Origin of the sequence: Janthinobacterium sp. SUN026, assembly GCF_030397625.1 — a bacterium.
Taxonomy (GTDB): Bacteria; Pseudomonadota; Gammaproteobacteria; order Burkholderiales; family Burkholderiaceae_D; genus Janthinobacterium; species Janthinobacterium kumbetense.
Window position 1 is genome coordinate 1,608,335 of sequence record NZ_JAPQNU010000001.1, and the last position, 24,431, is coordinate 1,632,765.

The 24,431-nt window shown below is 65.6% G+C and carries 11 protein-coding genes; 5 read left to right on the plus strand and 6 right to left on the minus strand.

Features of this window, described 5'->3' with window-relative positions:
- Together OX459_RS07385 and OX459_RS07390 are read right to left on the minus strand one after the other, a co-directional pair.
- Positions 1–585 (minus strand): chromate transporter, encoded by a 585-nt coding sequence (locus OX459_RS07385; RefSeq protein WP_289904397.1) that lies wholly within the window; start codon positions 583–585, stop codon positions 1–3.
- Positions 582–1,169 carry a chromate transporter gene (locus tag OX459_RS07390; RefSeq protein ID WP_289904398.1) on the minus strand — a complete coding sequence of 196 codons (588 nt, stop codon included), beginning with the start codon at positions 1,167–1,169 and terminating at the stop codon, positions 582–584. Before OX459_RS07390 ends, OX459_RS07385 begins: the two co-directional genes overlap by 4 nt.
- Positions 1,170–1,388: 219 nt before the next feature.
- Between OX459_RS07390 and OX459_RS07395 the strand changes: the two genes are divergently transcribed.
- A complete protein-coding gene (locus OX459_RS07395) occupies positions 1,389–1,610 on the plus strand; it encodes a hypothetical protein (RefSeq protein ID WP_099667305.1) in 222 nt (73 codons plus the stop codon).
- 417 nt (positions 1,611–2,027) lie between these two features.
- On the opposite strand, the gene OX459_RS07400 is transcribed toward OX459_RS07395, so the two are convergent.
- Positions 2,028–2,627: a response regulator gene (locus OX459_RS07400; RefSeq protein ID WP_251348103.1), complete on the minus strand. Its 600-nt coding sequence runs from the start codon at positions 2,625–2,627 to the stop codon at positions 2,028–2,030.
- 362 nt (positions 2,628–2,989) lie between these two features.
- Complete coding sequence (locus OX459_RS07405) at positions 2,990–3,532, minus strand: phosphohydrolase (RefSeq protein WP_289904400.1); 543 nt, start codon at positions 3,530–3,532, stop codon at positions 2,990–2,992.
- Between the two features lie 202 nt (positions 3,533–3,734).
- Here OX459_RS07405 and OX459_RS07410 point away from each other — a divergent pair, with 202 nt between their 5' ends.
- Both OX459_RS07410 and OX459_RS07415 read left to right on the plus strand, forming a co-directional pair.
- Entirely contained in the window at positions 3,735–6,872 is a 3,138-nt protein-coding gene (locus tag OX459_RS07410) for an NAD(P)-binding protein (RefSeq protein WP_289904402.1), read from the plus strand.
- Positions 6,873–6,918: 46 nt separating this feature from the next.
- Positions 6,919–7,830 (plus strand): alpha/beta hydrolase, encoded by a 912-nt coding sequence (locus OX459_RS07415; RefSeq protein WP_289904403.1) that lies wholly within the window; start codon positions 6,919–6,921, stop codon positions 7,828–7,830.
- Here OX459_RS07415 and OX459_RS07420 read toward each other — a convergent pair.
- On the minus strand, positions 7,815–10,709 hold the full coding sequence (locus tag OX459_RS07420) for a hybrid sensor histidine kinase/response regulator (RefSeq protein ID WP_289904405.1): 2,895 nt from the start codon (positions 10,707–10,709) through the stop codon (positions 7,815–7,817). The two genes, OX459_RS07415 and OX459_RS07420, sit on opposite strands and share 16 nt — an antisense overlap.
- A 156-nt stretch (positions 10,710–10,865) precedes the next feature.
- Here OX459_RS07420 and OX459_RS07425 point away from each other — a divergent pair, with 156 nt between their 5' ends.
- On the plus strand, positions 10,866–11,495 hold the full coding sequence (locus OX459_RS07425) for a LysE family translocator (RefSeq protein ID WP_251348108.1): 630 nt from the start codon (positions 10,866–10,868) through the stop codon (positions 11,493–11,495).
- Here OX459_RS07425 and OX459_RS07430 read toward each other — a convergent pair.
- Positions 11,458–12,192, minus strand: coding sequence for a YceI family protein (locus tag OX459_RS07430; protein WP_289904406.1), 735 nt, complete (start codon positions 12,190–12,192; stop codon positions 11,458–11,460). The two genes, OX459_RS07425 and OX459_RS07430, sit on opposite strands and share 38 nt — an antisense overlap.
- Before the next feature lie 588 nt (positions 12,193–12,780).
- Here OX459_RS07430 and OX459_RS07435 point away from each other — a divergent pair.
- Positions 12,781–24,423, plus strand: a complete 11,643-nt coding sequence (locus tag OX459_RS07435) for a hypothetical protein (protein WP_289904408.1) — start codon at positions 12,781–12,783, stop codon at positions 24,421–24,423.
- Positions 24,424–24,431: the final 8 nt, after the last annotated feature.

The window sequence follows — 24,431 nt, forward strand, 5'->3', positions numbered from 1 at the left end:
TCAGATGAGTTGGAGCCACCCCAGCACGGCGCCGGCCGCCAGCAGCCACAATAAATGGATCTTCGTACGCCATATGATGAGGCCAGCCACGATGGACAGGGTCCACAGGGGCCAGTCGGTGCGCCATTGGTGGTTGGCGCCGCCCAAAATCATGCCCGTGGAAATCAAGAGGGCGACGACGATGGGCGCCATGCCTTGCTTGAAGGCGCGCACGGGGCGCAGGTCGCGGTTGCGGTAGCCCCACTGGGCTGCCACGTAGGTGAGGGTGGTGCTGGGCAGCATGATGCCCACCATCGTGATGAACACGCCAAGCCAGGCGGCCGTGTAGCTGCCCGCATTCATGCCCACGTTCCAGCCCATCAGGGCGACGAACAGCACGTTCGGGCCGGGTGCGGCCTGGGCGATGGCGATCGACTCGTTGAATTGCGCCTGCGTCAGCCAGCCATGCTGCTCGACGAGGAAACGGTGCATTTCGGACGTGGTGGAAATGGCGCCGCCGATCGACATCAGCGACAGCATCAGGTAATGGCCGAACAGGTTCAGCCAGTCGCCCGCGCTCAATACCAGTTGCAGGGGCGGCGTCATGCGGACAGCTTTCGATACGTAATCAGGCAGCCGATGCTGCCCAGGCCCAGCAGGATGTACAGCAGGGGCCAGCGGAAGATTGCCACCATCAGCACGCCCAGCACGGTGATGGACAAGGTCAGCCACAGGGGCAGCGGATGCTTGGCCAGCGCGGTCGCCAGTTTCACGCCCGTGGCGGCGATCATGCCGGCCGAGACGGCCGCCATGCCGCGCAGGGCGCCCGCCATCTGCGGATTGTCGCCGAAGCGCGTGTACAGCACGCCCAGCACGAGCACGATGACGAGGGGCGCGGCCAGCATGCCGGCCAGCGCCGTCAGCGCGCCTTTCAAGCCGAAATAGCGTCCGCCCACCATCAGGGACAGGTTGACGACATTCGGCCCCGGCATGATTTGCGCCACGGCCCAGTCTTCCAGGAATTCCTCTTGCGTCAGCCAGCGCTTGCGCTCGACCATCTCGCGCTGGATCACGGCCAGCACGCCGCCGAAGCCTTGCAGGGCCAGCCAGGTGAACGAGAAGAACAGGTCGGCAAGCGAGGCGGGCTGGGGGCGGGGGAGGTCGGGCTGGGTGGCGGCGGGGGCAGGCATGGCTGATTATCGCCGTGGCCGCTCGCGCTTGTCCATCGCTTTCGGCTGCGGTTGTGCCTGGAAGAAAAAAACCGTGGCTCATGTTTCCCTGCCATTGACATCGAGAGTTTATCGGCAATACTTTTATCGGCACCATGATCGCTGTCCCTGTCCGCGCTGTCGCGGTTCGCACCGCTACGCCGTCTCCCCCCTCCGTCCCCTTCGCAGGAGTTGTCCATCATGCCTCAATCCACAGAAACGCTGCATATGCCCGTCAAAACCGTGGTGCCGCATGCCCGGGTCGACCAGAAGATGTGCGATATCGTCAATCTGGGCATCGCCGTGCAGGCGGCCTTCAGTACCTTGTGTGCGCTGGAATACCTGAAGTCATACAATGTCGCCCCGGAATTGATCGAGCGCGTGCTGCTGCACCCGGAGCAGCGCCGGCAGACCGTGCATTGAGTATCCGCACGGCAACTGTGTTGCCGGCGGCCGCGATCCGCTGTTGTCGGATTGATCATTACGGCTCAGTTATGCACAAATGATGAGTTAACGAAATTGGCGAAATAATTTTCTTGTGATTATGTGTGAGTTTCTAAGTGCTTGATTTTAATGAGTTTTATTTTTGCTGTTTGATTGAGCAGTTTATTGAAAGCCGCACGGGCTGTGGCTTTGAGGGCTGTCAATAGGCGCTTATCCACAAAGATATCCACAGTCCGTGTGGATATCTGAAAAAGCGCTTAACAATCCGCCACTTAGGAAATTGACGCCGTTCAGCCCATGCAATCGGCGGGCAAGATGGGCCGGAATGGGGCATGCCGCAAGCCTGTATGCCTATCCAGTGCTCTTGTTTTTATGACTGAAAGTAGCGGCGCAGGGTCAGGGCGTGCCGCCGGCCGGCGCCGCTGGCGTATCGCCGCACTGGGCCAGGGCGGCGGCCAGTTCGGCGACCTGTTGCTGCGCTTCGCGCAAGGTGGCGTAGGTGCGCAGCGAGGCGATCACGGTGGTAAACAACTTGCGCGTGGTGAGGTCGGTCTTGCACCAGAAATCGTTGATGTCGTAGTCGATGATGATGCGGTGTTCCAGCGCCTGGCCGGGCTGGCCCGTGCGCAGGATGATGCGCACGGCGCTGTTGTGCAAGTCTTCGCGCACCTGGCGCGCCACTTGCAGGCCGGCATCCTGGGTTTCCATGATGACATCGAGCAGCACCACGGCGATATCTTGTGTGCCGCGCAGCAAGGCCAGCGCCTCGGCGCCCGAATACGCGTGCAAAAAGCTCAGCCGGCGGCCCTGGAAGCTGGCCTGGCTGAGGGCGAACTTGGTCACCACATGCACGTCGACATCGTCATCGACGATCAGCACGCGCCAAGGCGCCGCGTTGGCGGGTTCCGCCGCCGCTTCTGCCCGTTCCAGCGGTTCGTCGACCAGCCAGTCGGGTTCGTCCGCCCCCTTGGCGGAATTATCGCTATCCATATTCATGCGTTTATCCACCGTTGATCGTCGTCGCTACTCCACACTATGCCAGTCTGCGGGGTTTGTCAAAACAATGCTGTTCAAGCAAGACGGCCTGGGACAGGGATTGCCAATGCACCGCAAAATATATTTTCCTGGTGGCAGAGTAAGTTTGTTCTAGCGCAAACTCCTGATTGCAAGTCATTGATTTCATTGGGGTAAAAAATTGCCTGTGAAATCAGCAAATTGTTGAAACCCGCATCAATACTGGTGTTGCGGCTTGTCAAGAGGGGCTTATCAACAACTTTATCCACAGTTGCTGTGGATATCTAAAAAAGCCGTGCAAAAACCGGGGCTTAGCGCCCGTTCGTGCGGCTGGGGGCAAGCATTCATGCGGCGAGCCCGAGGCCGCCCAACTGGGCAAACGCATGCAGGAAGCGCTGCTTGGCTTCGGCCGGACCCATGGCCTCGATTATACCGGGCAAGGGGGCGATGCCGTCAAGGTAAGCCCAGCGCTCGGCCGAGTGCGGCATCAGGTCGCGCTTTTCCGTGGCCAGCGCGATCAGGTCGGCCCGCTTGATGGGCGCGTAATCGGAAAAGTCCAGGTCATAGGTGGCGGCGATGATGGCGCTGACCTTGTCTTCCAGCACGGCAAACTCCGGCAACAGCACTTTCAGGGGCTTCACCATGTCGCCCAGGTAGGCTTCGGCCGCATCGTGCAGCAGGGCGGCCAGGCGCAAGGGGGGCGGCACCAGCTCGGCGACGATCAGGCTGTGCTGGGCGACCGAATAAAACACTTGCGTCTGTCCATTGAAGCGGCACTGGTAAGCGAGGCCGTGGGCGATGTCTTCGATGGCGACCTTGTCGATATGCGGGCGCAAGGGATAAAAGCGGTTGCCTGAATAGGTGGATACGTAGTCGGTAGTAATCATTTCTGGATCAGCTCGCCTGCTTTGCACGGATGATCCATCCTACACCGGATGGCCGCCGCTTGCCTCCCGCCTGTCCTGCCCCCTCCCGGCCGAGCCTATGCATCTTGGCAAATCCTTTAATTTATTTCATATCATTCATTGATATTTCTCAAATACACTGTGGAAATCTTGTTTGTCTGAAATTTAAATTGGGGGCAGGGCAATGACGGCGATACCTTCGGCAAGACCTTCGTATATCTATCAGGGCGGTTCGGTGATGATGCACTCGCCGCTGCAATTGAAACAGTCGGAAATGTACGGCTATTTCGTCAGGGGCGACCTGGCGAAGCTGCAGGCGACCGTGAATACCACCCTGAATCAGGTGGCGGGCAGCAAGATGACCCTGAAAGCCCTGTCGCCGTATGTGATGTTGACGTTTACGCGCGTCAACCATGCGGATTCCGCCAACCCCGTCGACCAGGCCAAGGGCTGGATCACGGAAGTCGATATCGTCACCTGGATCATGGTCGGCCAGATGGATGCCGCCGGCAAGCTCGCGCATATCTACTGGTATCCGTGCCATATCTTCGTCGATGACGCCATGGCCCTGATCAACGGGCGCGAACTGTTCGGCTACCCGAAGTATCTGTGCGACTACGAGATCCCCGCCGCCGGCAGCGAGCCGCTGCGCTGCTCCGTGGCCGCCAAGGGTTTCCAGCATTTTTCGCCGGAAACAAAACTGGCACTGCACCCTTTGCTGGAAGTCAACGCCACCGTGCAGACGGGGCAGCACAAACCCATCAACAGTTTCCTGGAACTCATCGAGCAGGCGTTCCAGATTTTCCTGTCCATCCCCGATTTCTTTGACATGGATCAGGCCGGCTGGGCCGATGTTTTGTCGCTGCTGCGCAATCCCCGCATCGACCAGATTTTCCTCAAGCAATTCCCCGACAGCGCGGGCGTGAAAGCCGTGTACCAGGCCCTGGTGGCCGCGCCGGCCGAGATCAACCGCCTGCACAGTGCGCGCCTGCTTGGCTACGAATACGAATGCACGCTGCACGCCTTCGACAGCTTCCCGCTGGACCAGACCCTGGGCCTGAAACTGGGGCCGCAGGCGGCGATCTTGCCGTTCCAGGTGAATTTCGACTTCACGGCCATGCCGGGCGAGGAACTGGTCGACAATTCCCGCATCGCGCCGGAAAAGATCGCCATCCTCGGCGGCGGCGTGGCGGCCATGACCACCGCGTATTATCTGACGAACCAGCCGGGCTGGCAAAACCGGCACGCCATCACCGTCTACCAGCTGGGCTGGCGCCTGGGAGGCAAGGGTGCCAGCGGACGCAATGCGCAAGCGGGCCAGCGCATCGAGGAGCACGGCCTGCACATCTGGTTCGGCTTTTATGCGAACGCCTTCAGGATGATCAAGGAAGCGTATGCGAGCCTGGACCGTCCGCCCGGCGCGCCGCTGGCCACCTGGCGCGACGCTTTCAAGCAGCACGACTACGTGGCCCTGTCGGAAGACGTCAAGGGCAAGTGGCGCAACTGGTCCATCGTCTTTCCCACCTTGCCGGGCGAGCCGGGCGAGGGCGGCGAAGACATCACCCTGTGGCAGATGGCCGTCGCCATGGTGGGCTGGATCGAGCAGTGGATACGCCAGATCCGGCAGGTGGCGGACGCCGATGCGCGCATCGTGCGTGCCAGCGCGTCGCAAGGCGAGGGCGTGTGGCCGGGCTGGCTGCGCCGCCTGGCCGATGAAGTGGTGGGGCAGGCCGACGAGCTGGGACTGGACGTGGGCCTGTCCGTGGGCGCGCTGGTGGCGCTGGTGGCCGACCTGGCGCCGGACTCCACGCGCCATGACCAGGCCCGCCACCAGCTGCTGGCCAGCACCCTGAACGGCATCCGCGCCTGGCTGCGCCTGCGCTACCGGGCCCTGATCGATGGCGACGACGAATTGCGCCGCCTGTTCATTTGCCTGGACCTGGGCATCACGGTCATGAAGGGCATGTTCCAGGATGGCGTGTTCAAGAACGGCTTCGACGTCATCAACGATATCGATTTCCGCGACTGGCTGCGCAAGCATGGCGGCGACGAGCAGTTCAGCGTCAACTCGGCGCCCGTGCGCGGCTTCTATGACCTGGTGTTCGCCTACGAAGGCGGCGATTTTGCGAAACCGAACATCGAGGCGGGGACGCTGTTGCGGGCGATGGCGCGCATCGGCCTGGCCTACAAGGGCGGCATCATGTTCAAGATGCAGGCCGGCATGGGCGACACGATCTTCACGCCGCTGTACGAAGTGTTGAAAAAAAGGGGCGTGGAATTCAAGTTCTTCCAGCGCGTGGAAGAACTGGTGCCGGGCGCGGGCGATATCGACAGCATCCGCATCACCGAGCAGGTGCAATTGAAGGACCCCGCCGCCGGCTATGCGCCGCTGGTCGACGTGAAAGGCCTGGCGTGCTGGCCCAGCGCGCCCGATTACGCGCAGATCGAACCGGCGCAGGCGGCGCTGCTGCAGGAGAAAGAGGTCAACCTGGAATCGTACTGGAGCGACTGGCCGCAGCAGTACCGGCAAGCGTTCGGCCGCGCGCTGCCCGCCACGGTATTGAAGAAGGGCGTCGATTTCGACAAGGTGGTGTTCGGCATTTCCATCGGCTCGTTGCCAGCCCTGTGTCCGCAACTGCTGGCGCAAAGCCCGGCCCTGCAGCTGGCGGCCGACAAGGTGAAAACCGTGGCTACGCAAGCCTATCAGGTGTGGCTCAACAAGGACTTGCGTCAGATGGGCTGGACCACGCAACCGAAGGGCCAGCAGCCGGTGCTGTCGGCCTTCACGGAGCCGTACGACACGTGGGCGCCGATGGATCAATTGTTGGCGCACGAGGATTGGCCGGCGGGACTGGCACCGAAAAACGTCTCGTACTTTTGCAGCGCCTTCCCCGTCGACAGCTATCCGCCCGTCACCGACACGGATTTCCCCGCCCGCTGCGCGGCCAGGGCGAAGCAGGGCGCGCTGCACCAGCTGGAGCACGAGATCGGCGCGCTGTGGCCCGAGGCGGGCGGGCCGGGCGCGTTCCCGTGGCAATGGCTGGTCGACGCGAAGGCGGCCACGGGCGCGGCCCGGTTCGACAGCCAGTACTGGCGCGCCAATGTCGACCCGTCCGAGCGCTATGTGATGTCGGTGGTGAACAGCACGCAGTACCGGCTGGCCGCCGACCAGTCGGGGTTCAGCAACCTGTTCCTCACGGGCGACTGGATCAAGACGGGCATCAACGCAGGCTGCGTGGAGGCGGCCGTGATGGCGGGCATGCAGACGTCGCGCGCCATGACGGGGTATCCGGCCGTGATCCAGGGCGAGACGGATTTTTAGTTATTTCGCTATGATGGCGTTTCATTGTTCCCTGCGCGAGCGAATCATGCAACGCCTGATGCTGTTGTTTCTGATCTGTATCAACCTGCACGCGGTCGCCGCGCCGCCCGGCGCGATCATGCTGTGGCCCGGCGCGCCGCCCGGTGGCGCGGCGTCGGGCCCGCAGCGCGACAGCGCCAGGGGTTCCATCACGCAGGTCGAACAACCGTATTTGATCGCGCACCGCCCGGCGCAGCCGAACGGTATCGCCATGCTCCTGGTCAGCGGCGGCGGCTATGCGCATATCGAGGCGGGCAAGGAGAGCGGCCCCACTGCCCGCTGGCTGCAGGCGCAGGGCGTCACGGCGTTTGAACTCGTGTACCGCCTGCCGCAGGAGGGGGGAGGCGTCAGCGCGCCGTTCCAGGATGGCCAGCGCGCCATGCGCGTGATCCGTGCGCGCGCGGCCGAATGGGGCATCGACCCGGCACGCATCGGCATGCTGGGATTTTCCGCCGGCGCCCACCTGGCCGGCATGACGGCCGTCCAGCCCGACGCGGCCCGCTACGCGCCCGTCGATGCGGTCGATGCCGTCTCCGCGCGCCCGGACTTTGCCGTGCTGCTGTATCCCGTGCTGACCATGCAGGCGCCATTCGACACGACGCACGCGAAAAAGCAGTTGCTGGGACGTCACCCCGCGCAGGCGGCGCGCGATGCGCTGTCGGTGGAATTGCACGTCCATGCGCGCACGCCGCCCATGTTCATTGCGCAGGCGCTCGATGACCCGATTGCGCCGCCCGAGAACAGCCAGCTGATGGCGGCCGCCCTGCGCCGCGCGGGCGTGCCCGTCGAGCTGCATTTGTTCCAGCGCGGCGGCCATGGCTGGGGCCTGGGCAAGCCGGGCAGCGAGCCGGCCGCATGGCCACGGCTGTTGCTGGCGTGGCTGCAAGCGCACGGCTGGATGGCTCAGCCGGCGGGCTGAGTTTCCAGGTCGCGCCGCGCCACGCTCAGCGCCTCCTGTAACTGCGGCAGGAACTGTTCCACGTTATCGAGCTGGCCGTTCGAGGCCAGGGTTTCCATCTGGTGGCACAGGCCGTGCAGGGTGGGGCGGCTCAGGTAGCCGGCGCTGCCCTTCAGGGCGTGGAAGGCGGCCGCCGCCGCGCTGGCGTTGCCATCGCGCACGGCGTGGCAAGCCAGGTCCAGGCGCCGCGGCGCTTCCGTCAGGAACGCTTGCGCGATGCGCTGCAAATGCTGCGGCGACAGGCCGGCCAGCGGCAAAATGTGCACGGGCGCCGTCATGGGATCGGCCGGCGTCTCCGCCTGCGCCGTGTTGGCCTCGTCCAGGCCGAACTGGCGCGCCAGGCTGTCGTCCCCGGTGGGCGCGGCAGGCGGCAGCGCGTGGCCGCGCGCCAGCAACAGGTCGATGAGGGCGTCGATTTTCTCGAACAGCAGCGCTTCGTCGACGGGCTTGCTGAGGAAGTCGTCCATGCCGGCGGCCAGATAGCGTTGCCGGTCATGTTCGCTGGCGTTGGCCGTCAGCGCGAGGATGGGAATGTGCGCGTCGGGAATGGGGAATTCGGCGTTGCCGCCGTCGCGGATCAGGCGCGCCGCCTGCTCGCCATCCATCAGCGGCATGCGGCCATCCATCAGCACGCAATCGTAGGCGCCCGCACCCAGCGCGCGCAGCGCCTGCTCGCCGTTTTCCACGATGGTCACGGCATGCCCCATGCTTTCGAGCAGGGTGCCGATGATGATCTGGTTGGTGCGCACGTCTTCGGCGCACAGGATGCGCAGGCGGCAGGCGTGGCGCGCGTGGCGTGCCGGCCGGCGCGCGTCGGCCGCCGGCGCGCTGCCTGGCGTCAGCGGCAAGGTGAAATGGAAGCGCGAGCCGATGCCGATGCGGCTTTCCACGCCGATCGTGCCGTTCATCAGTTCGACCAGCTCCTTGCAGATGGCCAGGCCCAGGCCCGTGCCGCCGTAGCGCCGCGTGGTGGAATGGTCGGCCTGCTCGAATTTCTGGAACAAGCGCGGCAAGGTGTCCGCGTCGATGCCGGGGCCCGTGTCGCTGATGATGAATTCGATCTCGCTGCGGCCGTCGCGGCGCGGCGGCGTGCGGGCGCGCCGCACTTCCAGCAGCACTTCGCCATTCGCCGTGAATTTCAGCGCATTGCCCAGCAGGTTGATGAGGATTTGCCGCAGGCGCGTGGGATCGGCGCGCACGTAGCGCGGCAAGTCCAGCGCCAGTTCGCGGCGCAGCAGCAGGCTCTTGGCGTCGGCCTGGCCCTGCACGATGCCGGCCGCGTCGCCGATCAGCGCCAGCAGGTCGAAGTCCACGGTTTCCAGGGTCAGCTTGCCGGCGTCGATCTTCGAGAAATCGAGGATGTCGTTGAGAATGGTCAACAGCGATACGCCATTGTGCAAGCCGATGCGCAGGTATTCCTGCGTGCGGCCTTTGACGGACTGGTCGCGCAGGGCGAATTTCAGCATGCCGATCACGCCGGCCAGCGGCGTGCGGATGTCGTGGCTCATGGCGGACAGAAAATCGATGCGGTGGCGGCTGACCACTTCCGCGTGCTCCTTGGCTTTCAGCAGGGCGTCGTTGCTGAGGGTGAGCGCCAGGGTGCGCTCCTGCACGCGCTGTTCCAGGTTGTTGCGCAGCAGGCGGATCTGGTCGGCCAGGGCAAAGGCCAGCAGCAAGCCGTCGAGCGTGCCGCCGAGCAGGGTCACCAGCTGGGCGTTGGCCACCATGGCCGGCATCAGGCCCAGGTTGGCCGGCAGGATCAGGAAGCCGGGCAGCATCAGGGCGACGAAGGCCAGCACGAAGAAGCGCGCCGGCTGGTAGCCGCGGCACCAGACGACGATGCCGCAGACGAGCGCCAGCAGCATCCAGATGCTGATGACGATGGTGGCCAGCGTGTGCGCATACGACAGGGCGAAGAAGCAGCTGGGCAGCAGCAGCAGGGGCAGCACCAGGTTGACCTTGCTGATGCGGTGCAGCAGGGGCGAGTAGTCGCGCAGGCGCAGGAAATGCGTGTAGAACAGGGTGCTGAAGACGGGCAGCAGGAAAAACGGCACGTAATGCAGCTGCAGCAGGCGCCAGTCGAACAGGTCGGCAAAGACGTGGAAGGTCATGGCCCAGGCCAGGCCATAGGTCAGCACGTACAGCGCGTAATAGGCCGAGGCTTTTTCCAGGGTGATGGAAAAGATGAAGAAATTGAACAGGCCCAGCGCCAGCAGGGCGCCGATGGACGCCACCATCAGGAAGTTTTCCTTGCCCACCAGCTTGCGGTAATCCTGCTGCGTCTGCACGCCGAACAGCGGCGCGCGCGCGTAATAGGGGCTGGAAAAACGGATCAGGATGTCATACGTGGCGCCGGGCGCCAGTTGCACGTTCCTGCCGTAGTGCAACAAATACTCGTGCGGACGCTGGTAGCCCGTCAGCAAGGTCTGCGGCGCCGCCTGCAGTCCGGGGCCATACACGTACACGTCGACCAGGTCGATCAGGGTGTCGTTCGGGTCGATGACCCAGGCCGTTTCGCCGCTGTCGTTGCGCACCTGCGCGTGCAGCCAGTAGGCGCCGCCGAACAGGTCGACCTGGCTGGCCGGGCGCTGGTGCGCCAGCCAGGCGGGCAGGGCGGCCGCATCGGCGGGCACGGCGTCATTTCCGGCGAGAAACAGTTGCCCACCGTTGCCCAGGTGCTGGATGCCTTGCTTGCTCAGGGGCAAGGGCGCCGCCTGCGCCCCACCCGCCAGGCCCAGCAGGCCGATCAGCAGGCCGAACAGGAGCGGCCAGCCGCATAGCCAGGCGCAGACGCGGGAGCTGGAAGCGCGGTGGCGGGAAAGGGGCGGGTGGGCTGGCATCGATGGGTTTGGTGATGGTCGCGCGGGAAGCGGCGGCAACGCCGTTTGCTGTGGAGTGCCCATTTTAATCGACTCTTGCTGGCATACGGGCAATTTCATGTCCTGCCGGCATGACGCCCGCTCCGGTATCATGGCGCCTTTGCTCGCGAGATATTCATGCTCAGTCCCGACCAGTTCCTGGCCTTCCTGGCCGCCGCCGTCCTCATTACCGCCAGTCCCGGCCCCGACAACCTGATGGTGCTGGGCGTGGGCATGTCGCGCGGACGCCGTCAGGGCATGGCGTTCGGCCTGGGCTGCGCCCTTGGCTGCCTCACGCACACCGTGCTGGCGACCATCGGCGTATCGGCCCTGCTGGCCGCCTCGCCCACGGCATTTACCGCGCTGAAAGTGGCCGGCGGGCTATATCTGGTGTGGCTGGGCATCGGGGCCTTGCGCAGCCGCGGCGGCGCCAAGGTCGATGGCGCGGCGGCCTTGCCGGACGAATCGCTGCTGCGCCTGTTCGGCAAGGGCTTGTTTGCCAACAGTATCAATCCGAAAGTCGTGCTGTTTTTCCTGTCGTTCCTGCCGCAGTTCATCGTCGCGGGCCAGGGTAATGCCAGCTGGCAAACGGCGCAGCTGGGCCTCGTCTTCACGGCGCAGGCTTGCGTGCTGTTCGGCCTGCTCGGCTATTTTTCCGGCGCCGTCGGACACTGGCTGAACCGCCGTCCGCGCGCCGGCCTGTGGCTCGACCGCGTGGCCGGCACCATCTTCATCGGCCTGGGCTTGCGCCTGATCCTGGCGCGCTGAGCTCTTGCCTGGCGGTAATGCGAAACGCCAGTTCCATCTGATCCTGCACGGCCATGGCGCCGCCCAGGACGGCGAAGGGCACGATGCCGAAGTCGCTCTGTTTCAAGAGCAGGCTGCCGCTGGCCTGCAGCTGGCGGCCATCGGCCGATTCCTCAATCCGCACCGGCAGCTGCAGCGTGCGCGTCACGCCATGCAGGGTGATGTCCGCCTCGAGCACTTCCTTGTCGCCCGTGCGGCGCGCTTCGATGTTTACCCACGGATAGCGTTCCGCCTCGAGCACGCGCACCAGCATGTTGTGGCGCGTGCCCGCGATGGCGTCGGCCGACGGCGTCGTCGTCAAGCCGGCCGCCTGGCGCAGGCCGGCTTCATCCACACTCATCTCGTCGAGCCGGAAGCGGAACTGCGCGCGTCCCGGCGCGGGCGCCACCACGCCCTGCAGGCTGCGGCTGGCCACCACGTGGTCATGCCCGAGCCGCGCCAGCGCGCCGCCGCGGCGCACGGTGATGGTCAGCAGGGATTCCTGCGGGGCGATGTGCAAGATGCGCACGCCCGGCTGTTGCCAGGGCGGCGCCTGCATGGCTGGCGCGGCTACTGGCGCGGCCGGGAGCGAGGCGGGCGGCGGCGGGGCGAACGGGCTGCAGGCCGCGAGCAAGGCGCAGGCGCAGGCCAGCAGCAGGCGGCGAGGGGCGTGGGGCATCAATGAGGACTCCTGGCAAAGGGGTGGCGGTGGCGCAGGGCGCGATGGGGCGATAGTAAGCGATCCGGGCACCGGTGCGATAGCCGCGACGCATATGCGGCCGTTTTGCAAGACCAATTCCTTCAGCCGCATGCCCTGTCTTGCAGGGAAGTGGACGTAAATGCAATGGAATTGGTATTAACAGCAGGCGCCAGAAAATGAATGTGCGGCGGTGCAAAATCGAATGGCGGGATTGCCGCGCATGCCGGGAAAAGGCGTATTCGAATTAATGCTGTTAATTAGCATTAATAGTTTCTTTTGAAAAACAAACTACGCGTTTGATAGTTTCGCATGATTATGTAAATGATAATTTAAATATAATGTCGAGCTAATCAGTATGCGGTAAAAATAGAATGTCGGCGTGACTACACGATGAATTCGATGAATGTGTTGTGAAATATCAACGAGATAATTTAATTTCATTGTTGGAAACAAAAAAACCACTGTTGTCGTACGCTTGAAGTGTTACTTGTTCATATAATCATGACAAATAAATGTCATTTTTATATTTGTCTGCATCTTGCAGCGGTACATTTCTTAGCGAACAACATGATCAAAACACACCAGGAAACGGCAGGCCGTTCCGGCCGCCACGCAGCTTTTTCGTCCGCCGGGCGCTATCTGGGGATGCTGGCCGCGCTTGCCGGCCGCGCCCGCCTGCCTCATCTTTCCAAGTGTCATGTTGCGCCGCTGGCGCTCGCTTCCCTGCTGCTGGGCGCCGCCGCGCCCGCCGCCGCACAGGTGTTGTGGGAGGATTACCGCGGCATCGAGCGGGTGCCGGCCAATCCGCCCGCGCCCAATTACAACAACGGCTTCAACGCGGGCAGCACGGGCCGGCTCGCCAGTCTGGCGGCGCTGGCCGCCAATCCCGCCACCAACGCGGCGCGCACGGGGACGTCGGCGCAGCTGGACTGGGCCAATGGCACGACCGCCAATCCCGGGCAGCTATGCAACTTCGATACGCAGCAAACGTCGGCCGCCTGCCGGGCCTGGATCATGGGCCGCGTGATGTACACGCTGGTGGTGTTTCCGCAGGCGGGCAATTACAAATTCAGCGTCGCGCACGATGACGATGTGAAGGTGGATTTCTCGACCCAATATTCGACCAATTACCGCAATACCGTGTACAACGTGGCCGTGGGCAGCGTGGCCGAATATTCGAATAATGAAACGGATTTCCAGAATTTGGCCGGCAATTTCAATAGCGCCACGCCCGGCGGCTGTTATCTGGCCCGCGTCCTGTGGAATAACGTCGGCGGCATCAATTATTTGCACATGCGCTGGACGCGTCCCGACAATGTGACGGAAATTATTCCTGCTGCGCAATTGCGCGATCCCGGCCTGGCCAGTTCCTATGCCGACTGTACCAATAGCAAGACGGACCTGGCCGTCAGCAAGGTGGGACCGGCGCAGTTTTCCGTCGGCAAGCCCCTGAGCTACACCATGAAAGTGTGGAACCGCGGCCCGGCCCTCAGCACGGGCGCCACCTTTAGCGATGTGCTGCCGGCTAGCCTGAGCAATGTCAGCTGGACTTGCGCCGCTAGCGGCAGCGCTTCCTGCGGCACGAAAACCTCGGGTTCGGGCAGCAACAACGTGAGCATAACCATGGGCAACCTGCCCGTGAATGGCGCCGTCAGCGATCCCACCGCGGGTGCCTACCTGACGGTGACGGTCACGGCCACGCCGGGCGACGCCGCCAGCATCGTGAATACGGCCAACGTGACCGTTTCGCCCAACGAAACGGATAGCGATCTGAGCAACAACAGCAGCAGCACCACGGCCACGGTCAGGACGAATACCTTGACGGTGCTCAAGGTGCTGGCGCCGGCCGGCGACAGCGGCCTGTTCATCATGAATGCCAACGGCACGGCAGGCGTGCAGGGCGGTAACGGCGCCACGGCCAGCGCCGTGGTGCGCGTGGGCAACCTCGCGACGTTTGCGGAAACCGGGGGCGCGGCCACCGTGCTGGCCCAGTACCAGAGCAGCTACAGTTGCGTGCGCACGGATACGGCGGCCGTCATTTCCAGCGGCGCGGCCAACGCGGGCAACTTCACCATGCCCGAGGCGCCCGTCACCTGTACCATCAGCAACCGCCGCCTGCAGGCGGACATGCAAGCCGTCACGACGGTGCCGGCCGGTCCCTACAATGCCGGTTCGCCCGTGACGGTGACGGGCGTGTGCACGAACAACGGCCCCGACAGCGCGGCCGCGCCCACCTGCGTGATGAGCGGCTTGCCCGCCGGCGCCACGGCCACCTGCAGCGCGCCCGTGTCGCCCTTCATTCCCGGCTCGCGCATCAATTGCAGTTCCACCTTCAACCTGCCCGCCAGCGGCAGCCTGACGATCACCACCACGGCCGGCGCAAGCACGCTGGACCCGATCCCCGCGAACAACGTCGACAGCGACACCCTGGGCATCGTCAGCCCGCTCGTGCGCGTGCAAAAAAGCGTCGACAAGACCAGCGCCTTCATCGGCGACACCGTGCAGTGGACCTTGACGGCGAACAACACCGGCACGGGCGCCACCACGGCCATCCTGACCCTGACCGATACCTTGCCGGCCAACCTGGCCGGCATCGTCGTCACGCCCACGGCGCCCGCCACCTGCGCGCCGCTGGCCGGCAATACGCTCAGCTGCACCGTGCCGGCCGGCCTGGCGCCGGGCACCAGCGCCCTGGTCAGCCTCACTGGCGTGCCGATGGCGGCGGGCAGTTTCATCAACAGCGTGGCGCCGTCCGGCGGCAATGGCGCCAGCTGCGCCACGGCCGGTGCCTGCCAGACCACCACCGTGGTCAGCAAGGCGCTGGTGGACGTCACCACCACCCTGAACGGCTTTCCCGGCTCGACGAATGCGGGCGATGCCATCAGCGGCACGGTTACCTACCGCAACATGGGACCGGGCACGGCGGAAAACGTCACGTACACGCTGCAATTGCCGCCCGGCTTGACGGGCGTGTCCGTCGGCGGCGTGACGGGTGTGTACAACGCGGGCACGGGTTTCATCGTCCTGTCGGGCCTGCCGCCGAACCTGGCGGCCGGGCAGGGCGTCACCTTCAATCTCAGCTATACGCAGCCGCCCACGAACACCTCGTTTGTCACCAGCGTGGTCGGCACCTCTTCGGTCGAAGTGGCCAACGATTTGCCGAATACGGCCACCGTGATGGTGCCGGGGCCGAACGTGCGCGTCACCAAGGTGGCCGACAAGCTGACGGCCAACGTGGGCGAGAACATCACGTGGACGATTACGGCCAGCAATACGGGCAATATCGCCAACCAGGGCATCGTGAGCCTGGCCGATCTGCTGCCGCCCAACCTGGTGGTGACGAACGTGGTGGCGGCGTCCGGGGTGACCTGCCCGCCGCTGGCGGCCTGGGTGGCGTCGAGCACCCAGACGTGCACCATCGCCGCCGGCCAGCTGGCGGCCCTGAACGGCAGCCGCAGCGTCAGCATCACGGCGCATGCGACGGCGGGCGGCAGCCTGGCCAACCGCATCATGCCGGCCGGCCCCGATAATCCATCCTGCGCCACGGCGGAAAATTGCAGTACGGTCACTGCGATCACCAGCCCCAAAGTGGCGGTGACGAAAACCGTCGACCACGCCAGCATCAATATCGGCGCCACCCTGACCTGGAGCGTCACGGCGACCAATAGCGGCGATGGCGCGAGCACCGCGCCCATCACCCTGACCGACACCTTGCCGGCCAACCTGACGGGCGTGAACGTGGCGCTGGTCGGCAGCGCCACGTGCGCCGCGCCGGTGGGCAATACCCTCACGTGCACGGTGCCGGCCGGCCTGGCCGCGAATGGCGGCGTGGCCGGTTTCACCGTCACGGCCCAGCCTGCGGCGGCGGGAACGTATGCCAACAGCGTCGTGCCGTCCGGCGCCGACAACCCGGCCTGCGCCACGCCTGCCGCCTGCGCCACCACCAGCACGGTGACCAGCCCCAGCGTGGCCGTGACGAAAGGCGTCGACAGGACCACCGTCAACCTCGGCGACACCATCACGTGGACCCTGAAAGCCATCAACAGCGGCAGCGGCCCCACGAATGGCCCGATCACCCTGACCGACACCTTGCCCGCCAACGTGGGCGCGCTGCAGATCCTGCCGGTGGCGCCCGCCAGTTGCGGCGTGCCCGCCGGCACCACGCTGACCTGCACGGTGCCGCCTGGCCTGGCCAGCGGCATGCAGGCAACGGTGACCATCAAGGCCGTGGCGAATGCGGCCGGCACGGTGGCCAACAGCCTCGTGCCGGGCGGCGTCGACAATCCTGCCTGCGCCACGCCGGGCGATTGCCAGACCACCACTACCGTCACCAGGCCGAACGTGGCCGTGAAGAAGACCGTCGACAAGGCCAGCATCAACGTGGGCGACACGCTCACGTGGACCTTGACGGTGAGCAATAGCGGCACGGGCGCCAGCACGGGCGCCGTCACCTTGGCCGACACCTTGCCGGCAGGGCTGTCGAACGTCGTCGTCAGCCCGCAGGCGCCCGCCACCTGCGCGCCCGTGGCGGGCCAGAACCTCGCATGCAGCGTGCCGGCCGGCCTGGCCCCCGGCGCCTCGGCGAAAATCGTCGTCAGCGCTACAGTCACCGTGGCTGGCGCCGCCGTCAACAGCGTGCTGCCATCGGGTCCCGACACTCCCGCCTGCGTGCTACCCGGCGATTGCGGCACCACCACCACGGTGGTCAAGCTGCTGGTCGACGTCACCACCACCCTGAACAATTTCCCGCCGAATACCCTGGCGGGCGACATGATTTCCGGCACCGTCACCTACGCCAACGTGGGACCGGGCCCGGCCGAAGGCGTCACGTACACCCTGCAACTGACGCCCGGCTTGAGCAATGTCACCCTGACGGGCGCCGTGGGCAGCTACAATTCCGCCACGGGCGTCGTCACCCTCAGCGGCTTGCCCGTGGGCCTGGCGAATGGCCAGAGCACCAGTTTCAATGTCAGCTACACGCAGCCGGCCGACAACCTGTCGATGGTGACGTCGAGCATCGCCACCACCTCCGTGGAAGTGGCGAACCACTTGCCGAACACGGCCACGGCAACCGTGCCCGGCCCCATCATCCGCGTGACGAAACTGGCCGACAAGACGACGGCCAACGTGGGCGAGACGATCACCTGGGCCATCACGGCCACGAACACGGGCAGCCTGGCCAACCTGGGCGTGCTGACCCTGACCGACATCCTGCCCGCCAACGTGGCGGTGCTGTCCGTCACGCCGGGCGCGGGCGTCAGCTGTCCGCCGCTGGCCAGCTGGCTGGCCAACAGCGCGCAAGCGTGTACCGTCGCGCCAGGCCAGCTGGCCGCCGTGAATGGCAGCCGCAGCATCACCATCACGGCCAGGGGCACGGCTGGAGGCAGCCTGGGCAATAAAGTGTTGCCGAGCGGGCCAGACAATCCCGCCTGCGCCCAGGCCGCTTCGTGCCAGACGACCACCACCATCCTCAGCCCGCAAGTGGCCGTGCGTAAAACCGTCGACAAGAGCAATATCAACGTGGGCGAGGCGCTGACGTGGACGATAGCCGTGGCCAATACGGGCACGGGCGCGACCATGGGCATCGTCACCCTGACGGACACCTTGCCGGCCAACCTGACCCTGTGGCAAGTGTTGCCCGCGTCGCCCGCCACGTGCGCGGTGCCGAACGGCAACCAGCTCGTGTGTTCCATTCCCGCCGGCATGGCGGCAGGCGCCACGCTCAATATCGTCGTCAAGGGCGTGGCCAATGCGGCCGGCGCCTATGTCAATACGGTCGTGCCGAGCGGTCTTGATAATCCCGTCTGCCCGCAGCCCGGCGATTGCAGCACCACCAGCACGGCCGTGAAACTGCTGGTCGACGTGACCACCACCCTGAACGGCTTTCCCGGCAGCACACATGCGGGCGACACGATAGCGGGCACCGTCAATTTCAGCAATATCGGCCCCGGCCCGGCCGAAGGCGTGACGTACAGCCTGCAACTGGCGCCCGGCCTGGCCGGCGTCAGCATCGGCGGCGTGACGGGCAGCTACAACGGCGGCTCCGGCCTGGTGACCTTCAGCGGCGTGCCGGCCACCCTGGCGGCGGGGCAGGGCTTCAGCTTCCAGCTCAGTTACATCCAGCCGGCCAGCAACCTGTCGACCGTGGTCAGCCGTATCGCCACGACATCGACGGAAGTGCCGAACGACCAGCCCAACGTGGCCACCGTCACCATGCCTGGCTCTATCATTCGCGTCAGCAAGACGGCCAACAAGGCCGTGGCGAATGTCGGCGAGGAAATTATATGGACGATTACAGCCAGCAACACGGGCAGCCTGGCCAACCAGGGCGCAGTGATCCTGACGGACTTGCTGCCAGCCAATATCGTCGTGACGAATGTGGCGCCCGACAGCGGCGTCACCTGTCCGCCGCTGGCCAGCTGGGTGGCCAACAGCAGCCAGAGCTGCAGCGTGGCCATCGGCCAGCTGGCGGCCGGCAACGGCCAGCGCCAGATCGTGCTGACCGGCAAGGCCAGCGCGGGCGGCAACCTGGCCAATCAGGTCATGCCGAGCGGTCCTGACAATCCAGCCTGCTTCCAGGCCAACAGCTGCCAGACGCAGACCACCATCACCAGCCCCAGCCTGGCGCTGAGCAAGAGCGTCGACAAGCTGGCCCTGAATATCGGCGACAGCCTGACGTGGACGGTCACGCTGGCCAATAGCGGCACGGGGGCCAGCACGGCCGTCGTCACCCTCACCGACACCTTGCCGGCCGGCCTGGCGAATATCGTCGTCACGCCCGCCGCGCCCGTCACCTGCGCGCCGCTGGCCGGCAATGTGCTCACGTGCAGCGTGCCGGCCGGCCTGGCTGCCGGCGCCAATGCCACGCTGCAAGTGACGGCGCGCGCCGCCGCCGCTGGCAGCCTGGTGAATGGCGTCAGCGCCAGCGGCACGGATAACCCCGTCTGCCTGCAGGCGGGCGATTGCAGCACCACCAGCACCGTCAGTTCGCCGCTGCTGCACGCCAGCAAGACGGTCGACAAGACGGCGGCCAACGTGGGCGATACCCTGACGTGGACCTTGACCCTGCGCAATAGCGGCAGCGGTCCCAGCACGGCCATCGCCACCCTGGCCGATACCTTGCCTGCGGGCTTGGCGAACGTGCTGGTGACGCCCACGGCGCCCGTCACTTGCGCTGTGCCGGCGGGCAATGTCGTCAACTGCAGCGTGCCGGCCGGCCTGGCCGCCGGCAGCGCCGCCACCGTCAAGCTGAGCGCCACGGCGACCCTGTCGGGCAGCCTCGTCAATGCATTATTACCGGGCGGGCCGGACAATCCCGTCTGCGCCGTGCCCGGCGATTGCCAGACCACCACGGTGGTGTCGAAACTGCTGGTCGACGTGACCACCACCCTCAACGGTTTTCCCGCCAGCAGCAATGCGGGCGACGCCATCCGCGGCGTGGTGACGTTTGCCAACGTGGGGCCGGGCGTGGCGGAAACGGTGACTTACAGCCTGCAGCTGGAAGCGGGCCTCGGCGGCGTCTCGCTCAGCCCCGTCAGCGGCGCGCCCGGTATCAGCGGCGTCTACAACAGCGCCACGGGCTTGTACGTGCTGAGCGGCTTGCCAGCCACCCTGATCGCGGGGCAGAGTGCCAGTTTCAACCTGTTCTACACCCAGCCGGCCAGCAACAGCTCGCGCATCACCAGCGTGGTGGGGACCAGTTCCACGGAAATCGTCAACGACTTGCCGAATACGGCGACGACGAACTTGCCCGGCCCCGTGATTCGCGCCAGCAAGACGGTCGACAAGGTGAACGCGGCCGTCGGTGATATCCTGACCTGGAGCATCACGGCGACGAACACGGGCAACTTGCCGAATCAAAACGCCGTCGTCATCGCCGACGTGCTGCCCGCCAATATCGTCGTGCTCGGCGTGACGCCCGATGGGGGCGTGAGCTGTCCGCCGGCCGCCAGCTGGACGGCAGGCAGCGTGCAGTCATGCACGATTGCGGCAGGTCAATTGGCCGCCGGCAATGGCAGCCGCAAGGTCGTCATCACGGGACGCGGCACTGCGGGCGGCAGCCTGTCGAACCGCGTCGTGCCCAGCGGCGGCGACAATCCCGCCTGCGATACGGCCGGCGCTTGCCAAGCCACGACGACCCTCGTCGCGCCGCAAGTGACGGTGCGCAAGAGCGTCGACAAGAGCAGTGTCAGCGTGGGCGACTTGCTGACCTGGACCATTACTGCCAGCAATGGCGGCACGGGCGCGACCAAGTCCGCCATCGTGCTGACCGACAACCTGCCAGCGGGCGTCAGCGGCGTGCAAGTGCTGTCCACGCAGCTGGCCACCTGCGCGCCCGTGGCAGGCAATATCGTCACGTGCAGCGTGACGGCCGGCCTGGCGCCGGGCGGACAGGCGCAAGTGGTGCTGCGGGCCACGGCCAGCGCGGCCGGCGTGTTGCAGAACACGGTGTTGCCAAGCGGCCCGGACAATCCTGTCTGTGCGCAGGCGGCGGACTGCACCACCACCACCACGGCCATCAAGCTGCTGGTCGACGTGACCACCACCCTGAACGGTTTCCCCGGCACCACCAGCGCCGGCGACCAGATCAACGGCATCGTCAGCTACAGCAATGTGGGTCCCGGCACGGCCGAGAACGTGACGTACAGCCTGAAACTGGCGCAAGGCCTGATGGGCGTGACCCTGAGCGGTGCGGCCGGCAGCTATGACGCCGTCAGCGGCATGCTGACGGTGACGGGCTTGCCCGCCAGCCTGGCGGCCAACGAACTGCACAGCTTCGGCCTGTCGTATATCCAGCCGGCCAGCAATGTGTCGACCATCGTCAGCATCATCGCCACCAGCTCGACGGAAGTGCAGTACGACTTGCCGAACACGGCCACGGTGACCATGCCTGGTCCCGTGATTCGCGTCAGCAAGACGGCCAACGTCGGCAATGCCAACGTGGGCGACAGCATCATCTGGACCATTACCGCCATCAACAGCGGCGGCGTGGCCAACCTGGGCGTGGTGACCCTGGCGGACATCCTGCCGCCGAACCTGACGGTGCTGGCGGTCAACGCCGATGCGGGCGTGACGTGCCCGCCGCTGGCGAACTGGGTGGCGAACAGCGTGCAAAGCTGCAGCATTGCTGCTGGTCAATTGGCTATCGGCAATGGCACGCGCAGCGTGCGCGTGACGGCCACGGGCACGCTGGAAGGCGTGCTGTCGAACCGCGTCATGCCGAGCGGACCCGACAATCCAGCCTGCGCGCAGGCGAACAGCTGCGAATCGAGCGTCGTGCTGACGGGACCCAAGGTAGCGGTGCGGAAAAGCGTCAACCGTGCCAGCGCCAATGTGGGCGATACCGTCGTATGGACCATCACGGCCAGCAACACGGGAACCGGCCCCACGCGCGCCGTCATGACCCTGGTCGACACCTTGCCGGCCGGCCTGGCGAATGTGGTGCTCACGCCCGTGCGCGCCACTTGCGCGCCCGTGGCCGGCAATGTGCTCACTTGCAGCGTGCCTGCCGGCCTGATCGGCAATGGCGGCGAAGCCAGCGTAGAAGTGTCGGCGACCGTCACCCAGGCGGGCGCGGCGCTCAACCGCGTCGTGCCGTCCGGGCCCGATGCGCCGCTGTGCTTGTCTCCGGCCGATTGCCAGACCACTACCAACGTCACCAGCCCCAGCGTGATGGTGAAAAAAGTGGCGGACAAGGCCAATGCCAGCATCGGCGACACCGTCAGCTGGACCATCACGGCCACCAACAGCGGCAGCGGCGCCACCACGGCGGCCATCACCTTGACGGACGACCTGGCCGCCAGCCTGGCGGAGATCGTCGTCACGCCCGCCGCACCGACCACGTGCGCGCCGCTGGCGGCGAATAAACTCGTCTGCACGGTGCCGGCCGGCCTGGCGCCGAATGCCGTGGCCGCCGTCACGGTGAGTGCGAAAGTGGCGGCCAGCGGCACCCTGAGCAATACCATCGTGCCGACAGGTCCCGACTTGCCGCGTTGCGCGCAGGCATCCGATTGCACGGCCGTCACGGAAGTGGCGAATCCCGCCATCGGCGCGGCGCTGGGCGTGGGCAAGGTGACCCAGCTGTCGGCCAAGGTCTTCAACGTGCCGTACACGGTGGTGATCCGCAACGTGGGCAAGGGCGCGGCGCAGAATGTGCAGGCGCTCGACAGCCTGCGCGCCGCCTTCCCCGAACCGGTCGCGTGCCGCATCGTCGCGCCGCCTGCCGCGCCCGCCATTGGCGGCAGCCGGCAGCTGGCCGTCAATCCGGGCTTTACGGGCGGTTGCGGCGGCAGCGACTTGCGTTTGCTCAATGGTGATGCTGCCTTGGGCGAGGGCGAGTTGAGCGTCATTACTTTCACCGTGGAAATCACGGTGCAGGAGACGACCTTGCCGCAGTACAACAACAGCGTGTTTGCCAGCGCGCTGGGCGGCAATGTCGCCAACGGGGGCGGTACCATCAGCGTGCCGCCCGCCCCGGCGGCAGGCGTGATCGCCGCCAACCCCACTTACACGCCGCCCGTGGGCAGCCTCGTGTTCGATGCGTCCAACAATGGCGGCGGCCATGCGGGCGCCGCGGCGACGGCGGCGGAGGTGGCCGCGCTGGCGGACAAGGTCGATCCTAACCGCAACGGCAATGCGTCGGATACCGTGGGCGGCGTCGCCTTCACGGGCGAAGACACGCCCACGCCCGTGGTGTTGCTGCGGCAAGTGGTCGATGTCATCAAGGCCGTGTCGGCGCAGCAGCAGGTCGATGCCAGCAAGTTCGAGATCAGCTACACCGTGCAGGCGGCCAACCGCTATCCTGCCGGTTACCCGACCTCGACCATGGTGCAGGTGGCGGAAAACCTGAAGGCCGTCTTCCCCACGGCCACCAGCGTCACTTTCAAGCCGGGCAGCCTGGCCGTCACGGCGCGGCCCGCCGGCGCCACGGCTTGCGCGGCGAATGCCGACTTCAACGGCGTCACCGTGTTTGGCTTGCTGAGCGGCCAGGGCGACTTGCAGCCGCAGGAAAGCTGCAACATCGTCTTCACGGTACTGGTCGACTTCGGCAGCGTGGCGGCGATTCCCACCGTGCCGCAATTGAACCAGGTGTATGCGAGCACCATGCTGGGCACGGATGGGAGCGGGCGCAACATCGGCCATAGCTACAGCGGCGCCGGCGGGATCAGCACGCCGGTGGCGCCGGCCAGCGTGCTGGCCCTGGCCAGCTCGGCCGACACCTTGCTGCTGCCGGCCACGCCAGGCGCCACGCCGCCCAGCTTTACGCCCGTCGTGTTCAACACGAAGGACAAGCCGATGTTGTTGATCAGCAAGAGCGTCAACAAGGCGCAAGCCGAGATCGGCGACAGCCTGCAATACACGATCGAGGTGAAGAACACGGGCCTGGCGACGGCGTTCGGCGTCAGCGTGCTCGATAAACTGCCGGCCGGCTTCCGCTACATCGACGGCACCACCACGCGCAACAATGTGTTGCAGCCCGATCCTTCCGGCAAGCCCGGTCCCCAGCTGAGCTTCAAGCTGGAATCGCTGGCGCCGAACGCCAGCGCCAGCTTCCGCTACCGCCTGCGCGTGGGCGTCGGTTCGCTGCAGGGCGACGGCATCAACCGGGCCCAGGCAACGACCACCAACGGCCCGCCCTCGAACGAGGCGCGCGCGAAAGTGAAGGTGACGGGCGGTGTGTTCACGACGGATGCCTGTATCGCCGGCAAGGTGTTTGTGGACTGCAACAACAACCACGTGCAGGACGGCGAGGAACTGGGCATCCCGGGCGTGCGGCTGTACATGGAAGATGGCACGAACTTCACCACGGACGTGGAAGGCAAGTACAGCTATTGCGGCATCACGCCGAACAGCCATGTCATCAAGGTCGATGGCGCAACCTTGCCGCGCGCCAGCCGCATGATGGAAGCGTCGAACCGCAACCTGGGCGATCCGCACAGCCTGTTCCTCGATACCAAGAACGGCGAGCTGCTGCGCGCCGACTTCATCGAGGGTTCGTGCTCGAATCCCGTGCTCGAGCAAGTCAAGGCGCGCCGCGCGCAGGGCGAGGTGCGCAGCGTGGAAAGGGAGGGCGGCAAGGGAGGGGGCTTGAGTTTCAGCAGCCAGCCGGCCGCCGCGCCGGCCCAGGCAACGGACAGCGCCAACCAGCCTGTCGTCGCACCGCGCGTACCCGCCGCCGCGCCAGCCGCAGGAGGCAGCCATGCGCAATAAGCTCCTGT